Below are 17,339 nucleotides of genomic sequence, written 5' to 3' on the forward strand. Positions count from 1 at the left end.
CAGTGTGGGAGCGGGCTTGCTCGCGATCCGAATGCGCAGCAGGCGGCCATTCCCAGCCTAATCTCTAGGAATCAACGCCCCAGGCACTTGAATCACCCGGCTCGCCAATCGATGCCCTGCCTCTGCCGCTTGCACCGGGCTCCCCCCACTGAGTCGGCTGGCCAGATACGCTGCACTGAACGAATCCCCCGCCGCCGTAGTGTCCACCACCTGCTCGACCACCTGCGCCGGCACTTCAAAATACTCGCCTTCACAATGGATCAAACACGCCTCGGCGCCGCGCTTGAGCACCACTTCCGGGATGCCGATCTGCTCATAGGCGGCAAACACGGCTGCACTATCGGAAAACCGGAACAGCGCCAGCTCGTCATCGAGCGTCAGCAACGCCAGATCGACATACGGCAATACCCTGCGATACGCCGCCTGCGCATCCTCGACCGATGCCCACAAGCGCGGCCGGTAATTGTTGTCGAAGACTATTCGCGCATCCTGTTGCCGGGCTTCAATCAGGGTCTCCAGTAACTTCTCTCGCCCTTGCACGCCGAGCACCGCCAAGGTGATACCGCTGAAATACAGCACGTCGTAGTCCGGCAATGCCGCCAGAATCGGCGTGGCCGCAGGCGTGCTGAAGCAGTCACGCACCGCCGCTTCGTTACGCCAATAGAGAAAGCGCCGCTCGCCCTGGGCATCGGTCTGGATGCAATACAAACCGGGCAAGCGCCCCGGCAGGCGCTGGACCATGCTCAGGCCAATACCTTCGCTAGCCCAGCTTTGGCACATCGCCTCGCTGAAGCTGTCATCCCCCAGGGCCGTAACGTAATCCACCGTCGCCGCATTGCCCAATTCGCGAGACAGATAGACCGCAGTATTCAGCGTGTCACCACCAAAGCTTTGTTGCAGACTGCCGTCAGCGCGCTGCTGCAACTCGATCATGCATTCGCCGATCAGTGCAATGCGCGGAGGGTTGGGGCCGAGATTGCTGATGGTATTCATGTTTGGAGAGCTCCGATGATTCTGCGGCGTCTGGCAGGCCGCCTTCGCGAGCAAGCTCGCTCCTACAGGGGTAGGTGATCTCCTGTAGGAGCGAGCTTGCTCGCGATGGCTGCGACTCGGTGTTGAACCTTAGAAACAGGTTTCCATGCTTTCGATGACATTCAACTGCTCATCCACCAAACAGCCGGTGCGCCACTTGTCGAAGGTCAGGCACGGGTGCGAGGTGCCGAAGGAAATGATGTCACCCACGCGCAATTCGCAGCCGGGAGCCACGGTCATAAACGCATGCTGATCCATCACCGCGGTCACCTTGCAGGCACTGACGTCGTCGCCCCTGGCGGGTACCACACCCGCCCGATATCGCAACAGCGGTACCGGCAAACCGGCGTCGTACGCCACATCGCGCTTGCCCAGAGCGATCACCGCAAAACCCGGCTCCGGCAATGATTGCACGTGGGCCCAGACTTCCAGCGCCGGGCGCAAGCCTTCGTGCAAGTCGCTTCGACGGTCCAGCACGCAGCATTGCGCTTCTTTGTAGATGCCATGGTCGTGGGCCACATAACTGCCGGGGCGCAACACGCTGAGGAAACGTCCGCTGGCGTTCTGCGCCTCAAAGGATTCGGCGATCAAGTCATACCACGCAGAACCGGAAGCGGTGATGATCGGCTTGGCAATATCGAAGGCGCCACTGTCTTGCAGGTCAACCGCCAGGCGGACCAAAGAGGCCGCAAACTCACGAATCCCGCTCACGGCCTGATCGCCGTGGATCACCCCTTCATAACCTTCGATGCCGGTCAGGGCCAGCGCCGGTTGCGCCTTGATGGCCTTCGCCAGATCGAGCACTTCCTGCTCGCTGCGGCAACCGCAACGGCCGCCAACCACGCCGTATTCAATCATCACGTTCAGACGCACACCGCGCTCGGCGAAATACGCCCCGAGGTCGGCGACGTTGTCCGGGTGATCGACCATGCAGTGAAATTCGAACTGCGGATCGGCCAGCAACTCGGCGATCAACGCCATGTTGGGTGCGCCAACCAATTGATTGGCCATCAGCACCCGACGCACGCCATGGGCGTAGGCCGCACGGGTCTGCACGGCGGTGGCCAGGGTGATGCCCCAGGCGCCCTGCGCCAACTGACGACGGAACAGCGCCGGGGTCATGCTGGTTTTGCCGTGGGGCGCCAGCTCTGCGCCGCTGTTGCTGACAAAGTCCTGCATCCAGCGAATGTTGTGCTCAAGCGCATCACGGTGCAGCACCAGAGCCGGCAGGCTGACGTCGCGCACCAGGTTGACACCGGGCTGGGCGGCGCCCTTCTCCACGGCAGCGATATTCAAGGTAGAAGGCATGATCTAACTCCTCACAAACGCGGCCGCGAGCAACCGCTGCTATTCGTTGATGCGACGGGCCAGGTTGTTCGCGCTGTCGATCAGCACCCGGCGGTAGTCGTTGTAATTGTTCTTGGCATCGGCCCGCGGGGCGACGATGCACAGGGTCGCAATGCAAATGCCGCGCTCGTCCTTCACCGGTGCGGCGAAGCAATGGGTAAAGGTGTCGGCCACACTGTCGAAGGAAAAGAACCCATCGATGCCGGCCTGACGAATTTCCTTGAGGAAGTTTTCCAGCGGCAGGCGCTCACCGTCGGGCAGGATGAAGTCGTCGTGATCGATCAGGTCGACAATCTCTTGATCGCTCAAATGGCTGAGCAGCAAACGCCCGGAGGCGGTCCAGGGGATCGGCGCGTTCTCGCCGATGTCCGAGGAAATCCGGAAATGCCGCTCACCTTCTTTCATCAGCGCGACCGTGTATTTGCGCCCGTTGAGCAGGCACATTTGTGCGGTCTCACGGGTCTGGCTGACGATTTCCTGCAAGGCGTGGTCAGCCTCGCGGGTCAGGTCGAAATGACGTAAGTGCGCCTGACCGAGGAAGTACAGCTGGCGGCCCAGATAGACATGACCGTCCTTGCCCACCGGCTCGAGAATCCGTCGTTCGAGCAGGGATGCAACCAGTTCATAGACGGTGGACTTCGGGCTGCCGATGCCGCTGGCGATATCGTTGGGGCGCAGTGGCTGGCCGATTTCCTTGAGGAAATCGAGGATATCGAACGCCCGGTCCAGCCCGCGAGCCCGGCGCTTGATGGTGTCTTCGGTCATGTCAGTGGATTCCCATTCAAATTCACCGGGGAGTTTACCGCTAATGATCGTTCCCACGCTCCCGCGTGGGAACGCCGCCATGGACGCTCTGCGTCCGCTTTGGATGTGACGCGGAGCGTCACGGGATGCATTCCCACGCAGAGCGTGGGAACGATCATCAGTGTTCAGGCCTTTTTCTTGTACGCAACGCAATCAATCTCAACCTTGCAATCGACCATCATGTTCGCCTGCACGCAGGCCCTCGCCGGGGCGTGTTCGCTGGCGAAGTACTCGGAAAACACCTTGTTGAAACTCCAGAAATCCCGCGGGTCTTCCAGCCATACGCCGGTACGCACCACGTCTTCCAGGCCATAACCGGCCTCTTCGAGGATGGCGATCAGGTTGCGCATGGTCTGGTGAGTCTGCTCGATGATCCCGCCAATGATGATCTCGCCATCCACCGCCGGGACCTGGCCAGACACATACAACCAGCCATCGGCTTCGACTGCGCGGGCGAAAGGACGTGGCTGGCCGCCACCGGCGGTGCTACCGGTGCCGTAACGAGTGATGCTCATGGATGTTTCTCCTGCTAAAAAACCAAGTTGAATATAAAAACTAGAATCGAGTGTTCTTGAGGAATTCCGCCAGTCGCGGCGATTGCGGGCGCTCGAACAGCTCTTTGGGTGGCCCCTGCTCTTCGATGCGGCCCTGATTCATGAAAACGATCTTGTCCGAGACTTCAAAGGCAAAGCGCATTTCGTGGGTGACCAGCAACATGGTCATGCCGTCCTCGGCCAGCCCCTTGATCACACTCAGCACTTCACCCACCAACTCCGGGTCCAGGGCCGAGGTCACTTCGTCGAACAGCATCAGGCTCGGGTTCATGGCAATCGCCCGGGCAATCGCCACGCGCTGTTGCTGACCACCGGACAATTGGCCTGGATAGTGGTCGCGCCGATCCAGCAAGCCAACGCGCTCCAGCCACTTTTCAGCCAGCGCGACCGCTTGATCCTTCGGCAGCTTTTTGACCTTCAGCAGCCCAAGCGTGACGTTCTGCAATGCGCTCAGGTGCGGGAACAGATTGAATTGCTGGAACGCCATGCCGGTCATGGCCCGGTGCTGGGCAATGACCCTTTCCGGATGCCGTACGCGCTTGCCGTTAACCTCGTCGTAACCGATGGACTCGCCGTCGAGCATGATCTGCCCGCCCTGAAACTCTTCGAGCATGTTCACGCAACGCAGCAGCGTAGTCTTGCCCGAGCCGCTGGAGCCGATCAGCGTAACCACGTTGCCGCGCTGCATTTCCAGGTCAACACCCTTGAGTACCTCGAGCTGGCCATATTGTTTGTGCAGCCCGCGAATGCTCAGCAGGGCCTGGGCTTCTTTTGGGCTCGACAGGGTTTGAATCGAAACTTGAGCTTGAGTCATGGCAAAGCCACCCGCTTTTCAATATGCCGGCCGAGTAATTCGATGGCGTAGCTGATGATGAAAAAGAGAAAACCGGCGAACAGGTAAAACTCCAGGGTCATGAAGGTCCGGGCGATTATCTGCTGGGTACTGAGCAGCATCTCGGCCACACCAATCACCGACAGCAAGGTCGAAGCCTTGACGATCTCGGTCGATGAATTGACCCAGGTCGGCAGGATCTGCCGCAGTGCCTGAGGCAACAGCACGTAGCCAAGAGACTGGTAAAACGTCAGGCCAATAGCCTTGCTCGCCTCCATCTGACCGCGCGGCAACGCTTGCAATGAGCCGCGCACAATTTCGGCGACATGGGAACCGCAGAACAGCGTCAGGCCCAGAACACCGGCCTGAAACGCACCGATCTGCCAACCCAGCGCCGGCGCCATATAGAAGCAAGCCAGCACCAGGACAAACACCGGTGTGCCGCGGATCAGGTCGACGTAAAAGCGAAATGGCGCACGCATCCAGAACTTGCCGTAGGTCAGCACCAGCCCGGCGACGATGCCGACCAGGGTGCCGAGCAGAATCGCCAGCACTGAACACTCAACGCTGGTCAAAAATCCCGACCGCAAGGTATCGCGAGCGACCCACAACTCGTGCAACCAACTTGGAGATTCGTACATGAGCCCTCCTAACGACGAATCGCCAGACGCTGCTCCAGGTAACGCAGCAGCATGGCAATGAGGTAACAGGCAGCGACATAGAGCGCAGTGGTCACCAGCCAGGTTTCGATGACCCGGTAGCTCTCGACATTGATCTTGCGCGCGTAATAGGTCAGCTCCGGCACGGCAATCGCCGCCGCCAGCGAGGTGTCCTTGAACAGCGAAATGAAGTTGTTCGACAGCGCCGGCAGTACATTGCGCAGCATCACCGGCACCGTGACGTAGGCCCGTACTTGCCACTCACCCAAACCGATTGCCAACCCGGCTTCGCGCTGGCCCTTGGGAATACTCAGCAATCCGGCGCGGAACACTTCGGTCAGATACGCCCCGGCGTACAGCGACAGGGTGATGATGAACGAGGGGACCTTGTCCAGCCGAATACCCAGACCTGGCAAGGCAAAGTAGATAAACAGAATCAACACAAGAATCGGCGTGTTGCGGATGACCGTCACATACACCGACGCCATGGCCCGTAGCGAGCGATGCCTGGATAACAAAGCGAACGCCATCATCAGGCCGATCACACAACCGATGGCGATCGACACCAGCGCCAGCTCCAGGCCCAGTCCGAGCCCCGCCAGCAAAGTGTCGAAATCACGCCACACGGCGGCAAAGTTCAACTGATAGTTCATGGTCAGCAGTACCTTGAGCGGGGCGCGACCAGCGCCACCCCGCTGCGCATTAAAACAATTGGAAACGTAGCGAGCGAAGGAAAGACAAGGCGAGAACAGGCGAGAAACGGCTGGGGTCGCACCCGACTTGACTAGTCAATGAGCATTTCGAGTCTGTTTTCAACGCAGTATCTTGCGCGAAGCCCGCAGTAGTTTTCATTTGAATTCGACGGGGAAACCGATTTCCGGGGTAGGCAGATCGACACCGAACCACTGCTTGAAGGACGCCGCGTACGTCGGGAACTCAACGCCGGTCATGGCTTCATGCAAAGTCGTGTTGACGAAGTTCAGCCAGTCCTGATCGCCGCGTTTGACTGCGCAGGCATAGGTCTGTGGGCTCCAGGCGTAAGCCGGGCTGCGATAGCGGCCGGGGTTCTGCACCATCAGGTATTTGACCGACGACTGATCGGTGGCTGCCGTGTCGGCGCGGCCGGAGTTCACTGCCTGATACATCAAATCGACGCTGTCGTACTGATCGACCTTGGCCTTGGGCAGCGCCTGATGCACCAGCTCTTCGGCGTACACGTTTTGCAGCACCGCAACGGTTACGCCGTCGCCAGCCGCTTTCAGGTCCTGGATCTCTTTGTACTTGCTGTTGGCCGGCAGCAACAGACCGACGCCTTCGCGGTAGTACGGCAAGGTGAATGCCACTTGCTGCGCACGGCTGGCGGTTACGGTGATGAACTGACAACTCATGTCGACCTTGTCGGTCAGCAGGTTCGGAATCCGCGCATCGGAGGACTGCACCACGAACTCGACCTTGCTCGGGTCATTGAACAAACCCTTGGCAACCATCCGCGCGATATCGATATCAAAACCCTGCAACTTGCCGTCCGCACCCTGGAAATGCCACGGCGCGTTAGTGCTGCCCGTGCCCACAATCAAATGCCCGCGCTTCAACACGCTATCGAGCTTGCTATCCGCCGCTTGCGCGACACCCACAGCAGACGTCACAGCAGCGAAGAGAAAAACACACGCTTTAAACAAGGAAGGTCGGTGATGCATGACAAGCACTCCAGGGTGATGTGTATTCCGTTATACCGGAACTTGGTATGTAACAACGGAATAGACAGCAGAAAGTGTGCCATAGCCTGTGCCAGAAATCCTGGAGGGATTGAAAAGTGTTTTGAATCAACGGGATGAGGGAACGTGCCCGGAACGTGTTACGAAAGGCCCACAGAATGAACGCTACCGTTGGCTACAGCTCGCGGGTAGTGGGGCCACAAATGAGGGCGAGGCGGGTCAATAGCGGGCAATGGTCCGAAGACGTCAGCGCACGACAACCCTCTTCGAGTTGCGCTATCGTCCCTGAAGCAAGCGGATTCTCGACCACCACCGCAAAGCCTGGGCCAGCAATGCTCAAGACCATTGAAGCGCAAGTCCTCAAACAATCTACACCCGCGGCCCTCAAGGCTGAATTCGCCCAGGATGATTTCGAACGGTTGCACGGCTTTTGCGTGTTGATTTACATGGCGAGCATTTCCATCTGGCTGCTCTTCGACCTGATCGTCAGCGTGCGCGGCGGTCAGGGATTCACTGTCTACTCGATGATGTTCCTCGTCGCGCTGGTGGTCATCTCTATCACCCTGGGCTTCACCCGTAACGCCCGACACTTCCAGTGGATCAACCTGGTCTTTGTGCTGGTGATAACCCTCGGCGTTCGCCTGGTGATCGAGGGCCTGCCCATGGACCTGCACCCCGGCTGGCTGATCCTGGCGGCATCGAGCATTCTCTACAGTGCTTCGGTGCTGCCATTGAATCGATGGTCGTTCTTCGGCGCCACCCTGCTCACCTGGGTCGTCCTCAACCCGTTCTTCATGACCAACACCTCGGTATTCGAACTCAAGGGCACCATGGTGTTTTTCTATGGGGTGTTTCTCACCGCGCTGACGCTTTATACCTTCCTCAAACTGCGTCAGGCCAAGCTGCACAACTACATCATGTCGAAGCTTCTGCTCGACCAGGCTTACGTCGATGCCCTGACCGACATCCCCAATCGTCGCTCGTTCATGGCCGCCGCCAACAATCAACTGGAACATAGACCGCGCCAGCGCGATCACTATCTGGCCATGATTGATGTCGACAACTTCAAGAAGGTCAATGACCTGTACGGCCACGACATCGGTGACGAAGTGCTCAAGCGCGTCGCCGCCGCCATCAAGACCGTGATGGCCGACTTCGAGTACGCCCGTCTGGGGGGTGAAGAGTTTGGAGTCTACCTGTCCGGTGTACGTCGCGAAGACGTCGAAACACTGGCGGCGAACCTTTGCCGCGTGGTGCGCGATGAATCGACCGGCCACCCGGTGACCATCAGCATGGGCCTCGCGCGGGTCGAAGAGCACGACACCTTGAATCTGGCACTGATCAAGGCCGATCGGGCGCTGTATGAGTCAAAGCATACGGGCAAGGATCGGTATACGTTTTATCAGTGAATGCCGCCTGTACTTTGGGTCCCTCAGCCACCGGGACTGCCTTTAACCCGTTCGATATAACGCGCCACCGCCGGGGCCTTTTCGAAGCGGCGATGGATCAGCGACAACCAGGAGCCAGCCTCGCTGCCTTTGATTGCCCGGTACACCACGTTCGGCAAGCTGACGTGCCCGACTACCGACTCGGGCACCACTGCCACGCCCTGCCCCAACGACACCAGGGCAATCACCGCCACCAGCCCGCCCGGTTGCGGCCCCAATTGCGGCGCGTAACCGCCTTGCGCCGCGACCTGCAAGGTCCCGCTGATTTGCTCGGGGAGGATAAACGTCTGGCTCTGCAAATGCTCAGGCGTGATGTCCTGCAAACGGCACAACCAGGACTCGGCCGTCAGCGCCAGAACAAAGCCCTCGGCATTCAGGTGAATCGCTTCCAGCTCCTGGGGCAAGGTCATGGGCGAGCGGATGTAGCCTATGTCGAAACGCCCGTCAGCGACTAACCCCGGCAACGCCGCCATCGGACTTTCCCGCACACTCAGGCTGACATCCGGGTATTCACGGCTAAAGCCCAGTACCTGTTTTTGCAGCAAGCCTGAGTACACCGCCGACGCCACATAACCCAATTCGATATGACCGATTTCACCGCGCCCGGCCCGCTGGGCACTGTGCTGGGCCAACTCGAACTGACGCACTGTCGCCTCGGCCTCGATCACCAGGACAGCGCCGGCTTCGGTGAGACTGACCTCGCGCTGCTGACGCAGGAACAATCGAGTCCCCAGCGCGCTTTCCATGTCCTGAATCTGTCGAGTCAAGGTCGGCGGCGCGATGCCCAGTTGCTCTGCGGCACGGGTGAAATTGCGCTGCCGGGCAACGGCTAGAAAGTAGCGAAAATGGCGTATATCCATAACTTGATTAGCTCAAAGGTAATGAAAAGCTCGTCTTCAGCTAATGGAGCACCGTAGAACGCGGGATAAGCTGGCGAACCTCCACAGTAGAGAGCTCAAGCCATGCGCGTCAAACCTCTTGCTTTGGTGCTGACCACCTGTTTCAGCCTGAAAACAGCGTTCGCCGCCGAGCAGTCGCAAAGCATTGCCCAAAAAGCAATCCTGAATAATGACAAGATCGCGGTACCGGGGCTGGTGACGCCATGAGCCGAGTCAGCCCGCGCCTTACGCTGTTGACCGCTTCCGGGGTCTGCTCGCTGATCGTGCTCGACACCAATATCGTCGCCGTCACCTTGCCGAGTATCGCCCGGGATCTGGGCGCGAATTTTGTCGACATCGAATGGGTGGTCAGTGCTTACATGCTGGCCTTCGCCGCGTTGCTGTTGCCCGCCGGAAGTATCGCCGATCGCTTTGGGCGCAAGAAAACCCTGCTCTGTGGCTTGGGAATTTTCATCCTCGCCTCCATCGGTTGCGGCGTGGCGCCCACTGCGCTGTTCCTCGACATCGCCCGCGCAGTCAAAGGCGTCGGTGCGGCACTGCTGCTGACCTCAGCCCTGGCCTCCATTGGCCACACCTTTCACGACGAGGTGGAACGGGCCAAGGCCTGGGCGTTCTGGGGAATGTGTATGGGGGTCGCGATGACTGCAGCGCCGACCATCGGCGGCTTGATCACCGGGCTCATCGGCTGGCGCTGGATTTTTTACCTCAACCTGCCGGTGGGTTTGCTGTTGATGACCATGGTCTGGCGCGCCGTGCCGGAGTCTCGAGATACCGGGGCTGCACGCCTCGATCCCTGGGGCAGTCTGGCTTTCAGCGCCAGCCTGCTGTGTCTGATCTGGGGGTTGATTGAAGCCAACCGGATCGGCTGGAGCAACCCGATGACCTATGCCCGATTGCTCGGTGGCGCACTGTTGCTCGGCATGTTCGTGGTAATCGAACGGCTGCAACAACGGCCCATGGTTGATCTGCAACTGTTCAGGCATCCGCGTTTTATCGGTGCGCTGCTGGGGATGTTCGCCTATGCCGGTTGCGCGCAAGTGATGATGACCCTGCTGCCGTTTTACCTGCAGAACGGTTTGGGCTTCTCGGCGATCGCTTCCGGGCTGGGCATGTTGCCGTTCGCGTTGACGATGCTGATTTGCCCACGCATTGGCGCACGCCTGGCGACCCGCGTCGCCCCAGCCACGCTGATGGCTGCCGGATTGACCCTGGTGGGTAGCGGCAACCTGCTCAGCGCCTGGGCAGTCAACCACGGTGGCTACCTGAGCTTTGCCCTGGCGATTGCCGTGACCGGTGCCGGTGCCGGCCTGCTCAACGGTGATACGCAGAAAAACATCATGGCCTGTGTGCCTCGGGATCGCGCCGGCATGGCTTCGGGCATGAGCACCACCATGCGTTTCAGCGCGATCATGCTGGCCATCGGGGTATTCGGTGCACTGCTGACCAGCCATACCCAACAGTTGCTGCAAGGCAGCCTGACGATTGAAGCGTCGCAGTGGCTCGGGCAAGCGCAGAGCATCGCCTCACGAGTGGTGGCCGGCGACATGCCTGCGGCACTGAGCCAACTGCCGGAGTCGGCACGTCCGGCCGTCGAGCCACTGGCCCGCCAGGCCTTTGTCGGCGGCTTCAGCGTGGTGCTGTGGGTCGCGGGTTTGCTGGCGCTGCTGGCGGCGCTGGTGGTCGGCACGCTGATGCGTAATCCGATTCCAAAGCCTCGGTCTTTTTCCCTGGGTGTTGAGTAAACCGAAACGGGGGTGGCGATGGAGCTTGCTCCCTTGCCACAGGTTACTGAGGGCCCTTGAGCGATGCCAACACCCGCTCGGCATTTTCATCACAGGGCATGCCGTCTGGCCGCACCTTGATGGTATCGATGACGCCCAACAGCTTGGCCTTGCTCTGGGCCAGGTGCCGTTGCATCTCTTCAATCTGCTCGACCTTGCTTTCCAGACTGGCGAGCAACTCATCACGATTCCAATCACCCTGCACGCCGCCCGGCAATAACTGCTTGAGCTCCTGCAAGGTGAAGCCTGCCTGTTGCGCGCACTGGATGATTTTCAGCGTCTGCAACACCTGAGGTGGATATTCGCGATAACCATTGGTTCGACGGTGGACCTGACGGATCAGTCCCTGAGCCTCATAAAACCTGATGCGCGAAGCGGCGAACCCGCTCAGTAGCGCCAACTCACCGATTTTCATAAAGGCCTCATTTGCACGCTTGACATTAAAGTTAACTTTAAGCTTAGCCTCTACTCTCCACCGATGAGGAGTCAAGCATGTCACCCTTCCAAGCGTTGAATTTGCCCAACGGTCAGACGATCGGCAATCGCATCGCCAAAGCCGCGATGGAGGAGAACCTCGCCGATACCGAGCAGGCGCCCTCCCCAGCCTTGATACGGCTGTATCAGGCGTGGGCCGACGGTGAGCCTGGCCTGCTACTCACCGGCAATGTGATGATCGACCGTCGCGCGATGACCGGCCCCGGCGGTGTGGCGCTGGAAGATGATCGTCACCTGGAAAAATTCCGCCAATGGGCCGCTATCGGCCGGGCCAGGGGCGCGCACTTCTGGGTACAGCTCAACCACCCCGGTCGACAGACCATGGCCAATCTCGGTCAAGAAGCCTGGGCACCATCCGCTGTCGCCCTGGAGCTGGGCCAGTTCTCGAAAATGTTCGCCCGGCCCAAGCCGATGACCGAAGACGATATTGAAGAAGTGATCCAGCGTTTCGCCACCAGCGCCTGGCTCGCGGAGCAAGCCGGTTTTACCGGCGTCCAGATTCACGCCGCGCATGGCTACCTGATCAGCCAGTTTCTCTCGCCGCTCAGCAATCAGCGGACCGACCGCTGGGGCGGCTCGCTGGAGAACCGCGCACGTCTGCTGGTGGCGGTAATCAACGCCGTTCGCCAACGGGTTTCGCCGGGGTTCTGTGTGGCGGTCAAGCTGAACTCCGCCGACTTCCAGCGAGGTGGCTTCGATGCTGACGATGCCCGCCAGGTCATCGAGTTGCTCAACCCGCTTGCGGTGGATTTGCTCGAATTGTCCGGCGGCAGTTATGAGGCGCCTGCCATGCAAGGCGAAGCCCGAGACGGTCGCACACTCGCTCGCGAGGCGTACTTCATGGAGATGGCCAGTGAATTGGCGACGCAGGCAAAAATGCCGGTGATGGTCACCGGCGGCATCCGCCGTTTACCGATCGTTCAGCAGGTCCTGGACAGCGGCATCGCCATGGCCGGGATTGCCACTGCCCTGGCGCTGGAACCGCAATTGCCAAAACAATGGCGCAACGGCCAGCACAGTCATCCTCAATTGCCACCCGTGCTCTGGAAACGCAAACCCATGGCTTCCCTCGCGACTATGGCGATGGTGCGCTTTCAGATACACCGCCTGAGCCGCGGCCGCGCACCAAAACCGAAGGTTTCAGCGCTGTTCGCGTTGATTCTGGATCAGTTGTATATCTCCAGACGAACCCGCCAATACCGTAAGGCTATGGGCAAGTAATGGTTTTGCTGCGATCTTTTACGGCACACGCCATTAGCGTCCAGAGAAACGCAACCGCGAGAGCATCCGCAAATCGCCCTCCAGATAATAAGGATCACTCCAGCTACCATCGACCGCCAAAGGCTGGACCTGTTTGAGCGCCAGTTGTTTGGCAAAGTACCGAAACCGGTAATGCTCGTAGAAACGCAGCAGTTCCAGCCCATAGCGATCGGCCAGGTCGGTATCGCCGCGCATGATCAGGAAGTTTTCGTCATTGCCGTCACTGGCGGCGACGCTGAGGTTGTGGCTGCCGCTGATGATCACCGGGGCATCGCTGGTGAAGTCGCTGATGATCGCTTTAGTATGCACCAGCAGGTTGCCCTTCTGGCCTTTCAAACCCTCCTTGAGCCAACCTTCAAGACCGGTGTTCAGCAGCGCCGTGGCGGCAAACTCTGCGGTGCGGTCGGCATGGAAACCGGTGATCCGGCTGGCCGTGTTCTGCAGACCGAAGCGCAACACGTCATCGTGCGGTTGACCGAGCAAGGCATTGAGGATCTCGTCCGGCAGCGCGAATGCGGTGACGAACAATACGTCCTTCTTTGCTGCGTTGATGATGTCGACGAACTCATGCAGATCGCCCTCGCCAGAGCGCGGCGAAAACCCGGCGAACAATGACTGTGCCGGATCCATAGGGTTGTTTTGCGTCAGCCATTGGCGGGTGGCGCCGACATCCGCCGGTGCCGCCCAGATCTGCTCGTACACTTGCAGATAGCTGGCTGCCACACGAGCGTCGTCCAGTACATGCACCACGTTAGCCTGACGATAAACACCATTGGAGGTAAAGTTGGTGCTGCCGCAGAGCACCGCTTCAGGCTTGTATTCTCCTGCCGGGTCGAGCTGGCTGAGCACAATGAATTTGTCATGGAAGATATTGTGGGTGACGCGACCACGTTTATTCGCCGAAGGGATTTTTTCCAGGCTCGCTTCGTTCATCGTGGTGTCGTTATCACCCGGCTGCGCGTGATACAGCACTCGAACCTTCACTCCACGGCTGAACGCGGCGTTGACCGCATCGATGATCGACTGCAACTGGTATTCGTAGATGGCAATGTCCATCGCCCATTGACCGTCCACGGCGCGTTCGATAAAGCCAAGAAGCTCTTCCAGCAACCCGTTTTCCAGCCATTGGCGCGGCGCGTCGGGCCAGGCTTCGATGGGCAGGTTCTTGTTGGCACTGAGCAGCGCGTCGAGATCGGCGAATTTGCGTGAAAACGCCTGACTGGCCGCCACGGCGCGGTTGAAGATAACCCTCTGACCCAGCGGCTGGCCGTTGTCGGCGGTGACCGTCACTTCCAGTGACTCACCCAGTTGCGGGGCATCGACGCTGCCGTAGGCCAGATGAACGCGGTAGTGGATGGTTGCACCTGGATTGACGGCGTAATCGGCCCAGCGAAATTTTTGCAAAGGCGCGATATCACTTGGTGTGGCCTGGTACTCAGGGAGCGTGTGGGCCTTGCCGGGGAAGGTCAGGCTATTGAACAGAAACAGCCAGGGTTTGTTGTCCTGCTGTTTCTCGATGGCAAAGCCCAGTAATCCTTTGCGCCTGGATTCGGCGAGGTCCATCGCCAGTAACACCCCGTTGGTGCCGGCATAGGCTTTGACGCGGAAATCATCCTGACTGTTGGTGGCAAGTACACGCATGGTTCACTCCTGTGATTGGTTTGCCCCACAGCATAGCGGACCTCGCGCGCGCGCCCACACGCTGGGTGCACGTCAACGCAACCTGCCCCTTTAGCCGGACGTTCGTTGACTTCTTTTTACGGAGGCTGAGAACCCACCAATTGTTAGCTCCCTACTTAATAATCGGTTAATCCTGCAGTCCAAAAGTAGACAGGACCGCGTTAGCGCAGAAATTTCTGACGCTCTGCGCGGCGTGTTCGACATCGCATTAACGTCGGACTGGCGATTCAGAGCATTCAGGAGAACTCTCATGAACAGTCGTACGTTGTTGGTTGCAGGCGCCCTCGCCCTTTTTGCGTCTGCCGGTGCGGTACAGGCCGACACAACCGACACTGCCGTCCAAGCCGTGCCTTATCACTACGGAATGTCGTTGGATATTGCCAAGGTGGTTTCCATGACTGAGCCGTCAACACTGGAGTGCAAAGTAGTGACCGCGGACATGAAGTTCATCGATACGGCGGGCAAACTGGAGGAAATCACCTACCTCAAGCTGTCGGATGCCTGTCAATATCAGAGCTAAGTGGTGCCACTCCGTACAGCGCTGGTTTGTCCTGAGCTGAGAGATGGCCATTGAGCGATGTTCCTGGCAGCGGTCAGGCGGTATTCTTGCGCTCATCCCTTACTGCCGCAAGGATCCGCCATGCAGTTCACCTTTCGCACTCTCGCTACTTTCACCGCTGTGCTGAGTTTCGTCTTGGCGTTTGTGTGGGGCTTTTGGCCGGATGAGTGGCTGTCGATATGGAGTGTCGAGTACTCCAGCGCGACCGGCCTGGTGTCCAGGCGTACCGCGGTGTTGTTTCTGGCATTGGGCGTGATTTTTTATCGGGCTCGGCGGGCGCCACCTTCGAGTACGCGCAGGGCATTGAGTACAGGTTTTGTGGTGGGATGTTTCGGCTTGGCAACGCTGGGGCTTGGCGAATGGCTCAACGGTCATGCCGGGCCCGGGATCTTGCTGCCGGTGGTGGTCGAACTCGCGCTTGGTCTGGGGTTCATCCAGACCAAGCGCTTGTCGGTCGAGCGCGAAGAAACTATCGGTTAATGCGTTTTCACTCTTGAATCAACGACAGGTTGGTGAGCGGGGTTGTGCTCAAGGTCATAGCGCAGCTCAGCGAGCAAATCGCTGATCTCGCGGCATCCATTAAGGCGCTCCGCTTTGATGCCTGTGACTACCAATTCCACGCGGTCGGTTTCGTGGTCGCCGTAGACCTTCACCGTCATCGACAAATCCGGGGACAAGGTGCATTGGCAACGTTTGGGTAGAAAACTGCTTTCAATGATATTTCGTAGTTCCAAGGCAGAAAGAAACATAACGACCTTCTCCTTTATGTGGGACTGCCAATCAGCGTTAGTCAGTACTTTGCGTACTCGCAAGCCACCTCATTTGAATGGCTTCCTGCATCGCTCCACCGACCCTGAAGAGCAATGCCACCCACTAGACTAGGCCGCTTTTCCGATCCCGGTAAGCTCTTTTTTCATCTGTAATTGAAACGCCTCCATTTGGCCTCCGGGCATTTGCAGTTTGGTCTAGCCGAGGAGTTTTTAGTCTGAAGAAGCATATCGGCTTGCTCTTCGTCGAAATGCTCCTCATGCCGACCCGCCAATCAGTGCTGCGCGCTCGGCAACATGCCGCAGGCTGTCGAAGTTGATGTTGGCCCCCGAGTCGATCGCCACCAGGGTCTGGCCGCGTACGCCGGTTTGCGCCACGTACTTCTTGATTCCCGCCACAGCCAAGGCTCCGGAAGGTTCGGTGATTGAACGGGTGTCGTCGTAGATGTCCTTGATCGCCCCGCAGAGCTCATCATTGCTGACAGTGAGCACCTCATCCACATGCAGTCGACAGATCTCATAACCATAGGCACCAATCTGTGCGACCGCTACGCCATCGGCGAAGGTCCCGACTTGCGCTAGCACGACCCGCTCCCCGGCTTGCAGCGCGGCCTGCAAGCAATTGGAGTGTTCCGACTCGATGCCAATGATCTTGATCTGCGGACGCAGGTATTTGACGTAGGCCGCGATGCCGGCGATCAGACCGCCACCGCCCACCGGAACAAAGATGGCATCCAGCGGCCCGGGGTGTTGGCGCAGAATCTCCATGGACACCGTTCCTTGGCCGGCGATCACGTCGGGGTCGTCAAAGGGTGAGACGAAGGTGCAACCCATTTCCTCAGCCAGGTGCAATGCATGGGCCAAGGCGAACGGAAAGCTTTCTCCGTGCAACAGCGCTTGAGCGCCGCGCGTGCGAACGCCGAGAACTTTCAGTTCAGGCGTGGAACACGGCATCACGATGGTCGCCTTGATCCCCAGCTCCCGAGCCGCCAGCGCAACACCCTGTGCGTGATTGCCTGCCGAGGCGGTGATGACTCCCAAAGCCCTTTGCCTATCGCTTAGCTGCACCAGCTTGTTGTAGGCGCCGCGGATCTTGAAGGAAAAGGTCGGCTGCAAATCTTCGCGTTTGAGCAGGATCTGGTTGCCCAGCGATTCGGACAGCGCCGGGGCCGGTTGCAAAGGCGTACGCACCGCCAGGTCGTAGACCGGCGCGGCGAGGATCTTTTTCACGTAGTGCTCTAGCAACGACTGCTCGGCGGGGCTGCTCTGGCGGGTGCTCATGGACGTCTCCTGGCTTTATTGGAGGCCCCGGAGACAGATAGAGAAAACCCGCCTCTAGGGCGGGTTGGGTGCAGCCGTCAGCTAACCCGCCAAATAAGGAATGGCGGTAATAATGCTTGGCTGGAAACGCAATACGGTTGAAGTCATGGCTCGAAAGTAGCCGGGCGTTAATGGCAAGTCAATGGCCAATTCGGTTGAGCGTATAGATGGATCCTGTCATCTTCGA

General features: G+C 59.1%; 18 protein-coding genes and 1 pseudogene. 6 read left to right on the forward strand and 13 right to left on the reverse strand.

The genetic code is table 11. The features are described from left to right. Positions 1 to 57: 57 nt before the first annotated feature. The 8 genes from AC07O1_RS17735 to AC07O1_RS17770 form a co-directional block, all read right to left on the reverse strand. Complete coding sequence (locus AC07O1_RS17735) at positions 58 to 993, reverse strand: sugar kinase (protein ID WP_495089551.1); 936 nt, start codon at positions 991 to 993, stop codon at positions 58 to 60. Positions 994 to 1,122: 129 nt separating this feature from the next. Continuing rightward, complete coding sequence (locus AC07O1_RS17740; protein WP_494993240.1) at positions 1,123 to 2,340, reverse strand: amino acid deaminase; 1,218 nt, start codon at positions 2,338 to 2,340, stop codon at positions 1,123 to 1,125. Between the two features lie 39 nt (positions 2,341 to 2,379). Further along, on the reverse strand, positions 2,380 to 3,144 hold the full coding sequence (locus AC07O1_RS17745; protein ID WP_494993368.1) for an IclR family transcriptional regulator: 765 nt from the start codon (positions 3,142 to 3,144) through the stop codon (positions 2,380 to 2,382). A 164-nt stretch (positions 3,145 to 3,308) separates the two neighbouring features. After that, entirely contained in the window at positions 3,309 to 3,698 is a 390-nt protein-coding gene (locus AC07O1_RS17750; RefSeq protein ID WP_494993241.1) for a RidA family protein, read from the reverse strand. A 40-nt stretch (positions 3,699 to 3,738) separates the two neighbouring features. After that, positions 3,739 to 4,551 (reverse strand): amino acid ABC transporter ATP-binding protein, encoded by an 813-nt coding sequence (locus AC07O1_RS17755; RefSeq protein ID WP_495089552.1) that lies wholly within the window; start codon positions 4,549 to 4,551, stop codon positions 3,739 to 3,741. Beyond that, complete coding sequence (locus AC07O1_RS17760) at positions 4,548 to 5,210, reverse strand: amino acid ABC transporter permease (RefSeq protein ID WP_495089553.1); 663 nt, start codon at positions 5,208 to 5,210, stop codon at positions 4,548 to 4,550. Before AC07O1_RS17760 ends, AC07O1_RS17755 begins: the two co-directional genes overlap by 4 nt. An 8-nt stretch (positions 5,211 to 5,218) precedes the next feature. Then, entirely contained in the window at positions 5,219 to 5,881 is a 663-nt protein-coding gene (locus AC07O1_RS17765) for an amino acid ABC transporter permease (protein WP_494993244.1), read from the reverse strand. 195 nt (positions 5,882 to 6,076) lie between these two features. Continuing rightward, positions 6,077 to 6,925, reverse strand: a complete 849-nt coding sequence (locus tag AC07O1_RS17770) for a transporter substrate-binding protein (RefSeq protein WP_494993245.1) — start codon at positions 6,923 to 6,925, stop codon at positions 6,077 to 6,079. Positions 6,926 to 7,275: 350 nt separating this feature from the next. Between AC07O1_RS17770 and AC07O1_RS17775 the strand changes: the two genes are divergently transcribed. Beyond that, complete coding sequence (locus AC07O1_RS17775) at positions 7,276 to 8,352, forward strand: GGDEF domain-containing protein (RefSeq protein ID WP_495089571.1); 1,077 nt, start codon at positions 7,276 to 7,278, stop codon at positions 8,350 to 8,352. Between the two features lie 23 nt (positions 8,353 to 8,375). Here AC07O1_RS17775 and AC07O1_RS17780 read toward each other — a convergent pair whose 3' ends face one another. Continuing rightward, positions 8,376 to 9,251: a LysR family transcriptional regulator gene (locus AC07O1_RS17780; protein ID WP_495089554.1), complete on the reverse strand. Its 876-nt coding sequence runs from the start codon at positions 9,249 to 9,251 to the stop codon at positions 8,376 to 8,378. 102 nt (positions 9,252 to 9,353) lie between these two features. Here AC07O1_RS17780 and AC07O1_RS17785 point away from each other — a divergent pair, with 102 nt between their 5' ends. Continuing rightward, entirely contained in the window at positions 9,354 to 9,497 is a 144-nt protein-coding gene (locus AC07O1_RS17785; RefSeq protein WP_495089555.1) for a hypothetical protein, read from the forward strand. Then, the gene (locus tag AC07O1_RS17790) at positions 9,494 to 11,032 is read left to right on the forward strand and encodes an MFS transporter (protein WP_495089556.1); all 1,539 of its coding nucleotides are present in this window, start codon (positions 9,494 to 9,496) and stop codon (positions 11,030 to 11,032) included. Before AC07O1_RS17785 ends, AC07O1_RS17790 begins: the two co-directional genes overlap by 4 nt. Before the next feature lie 43 nt (positions 11,033 to 11,075). Here AC07O1_RS17790 and AC07O1_RS17795 read toward each other — a convergent pair whose 3' ends face one another. After that, complete coding sequence (locus AC07O1_RS17795) at positions 11,076 to 11,486, reverse strand: MerR family transcriptional regulator (RefSeq protein WP_495089557.1); 411 nt, start codon at positions 11,484 to 11,486, stop codon at positions 11,076 to 11,078. A gap of 77 nt (positions 11,487 to 11,563) precedes the next feature. Between AC07O1_RS17795 and AC07O1_RS17800 the strand changes: the two genes are divergently transcribed. Continuing rightward, entirely contained in the window at positions 11,564 to 12,787 is a 1,224-nt protein-coding gene (locus AC07O1_RS17800; protein WP_495089558.1) for an NADH:flavin oxidoreductase/NADH oxidase family protein, read from the forward strand. Positions 12,788 to 12,820: 33 nt separating this feature from the next. Here the strand turns inward: AC07O1_RS17800 and AC07O1_RS17805 are convergent, their stop codons facing one another. Next, complete coding sequence (locus AC07O1_RS17805) at positions 12,821 to 14,467, reverse strand: phospholipase D-like domain-containing protein (RefSeq protein WP_495089559.1); 1,647 nt, start codon at positions 14,465 to 14,467, stop codon at positions 12,821 to 12,823. A gap of 289 nt (positions 14,468 to 14,756) precedes the next feature. On the opposite strand from AC07O1_RS17805, the gene AC07O1_RS17810 reads away from it, so the two are divergent. Together AC07O1_RS17810 and AC07O1_RS17815 are read left to right on the forward strand one after the other, a co-directional pair. Further along, entirely contained in the window at positions 14,757 to 15,026 is a 270-nt protein-coding gene (locus AC07O1_RS17810; RefSeq protein ID WP_495023569.1) for a DUF2790 domain-containing protein, read from the forward strand. A gap of 120 nt (positions 15,027 to 15,146) precedes the next feature. Further along, complete coding sequence (locus tag AC07O1_RS17815; RefSeq protein ID WP_495089560.1) at positions 15,147 to 15,545, forward strand: hypothetical protein; 399 nt, start codon at positions 15,147 to 15,149, stop codon at positions 15,543 to 15,545. Here the strand turns inward: AC07O1_RS17815 and AC07O1_RS17820 are convergent. Together AC07O1_RS17820 and ilvA are read right to left on the reverse strand one after the other, a co-directional pair. Next, positions 15,542 to 15,814, reverse strand: coding sequence for a DUF1652 domain-containing protein (locus AC07O1_RS17820; RefSeq protein ID WP_494993254.1), 273 nt, complete (start codon positions 15,812 to 15,814; stop codon positions 15,542 to 15,544). The genes AC07O1_RS17815 and AC07O1_RS17820 overlap by 4 nt on opposite strands. Before the next feature lie 294 nt (positions 15,815 to 16,108). Beyond that, positions 16,109 to 17,113 (reverse strand): annotated as a pseudogene (gene ilvA / locus AC07O1_RS17825) (threonine ammonia-lyase, biosynthetic); the annotation flags it as partial. Positions 17,114 to 17,339: the final 226 nt, after the last annotated feature.

This window comes from Pseudomonas sp. GW821-FHT07G10 (assembly GCF_059418545.1).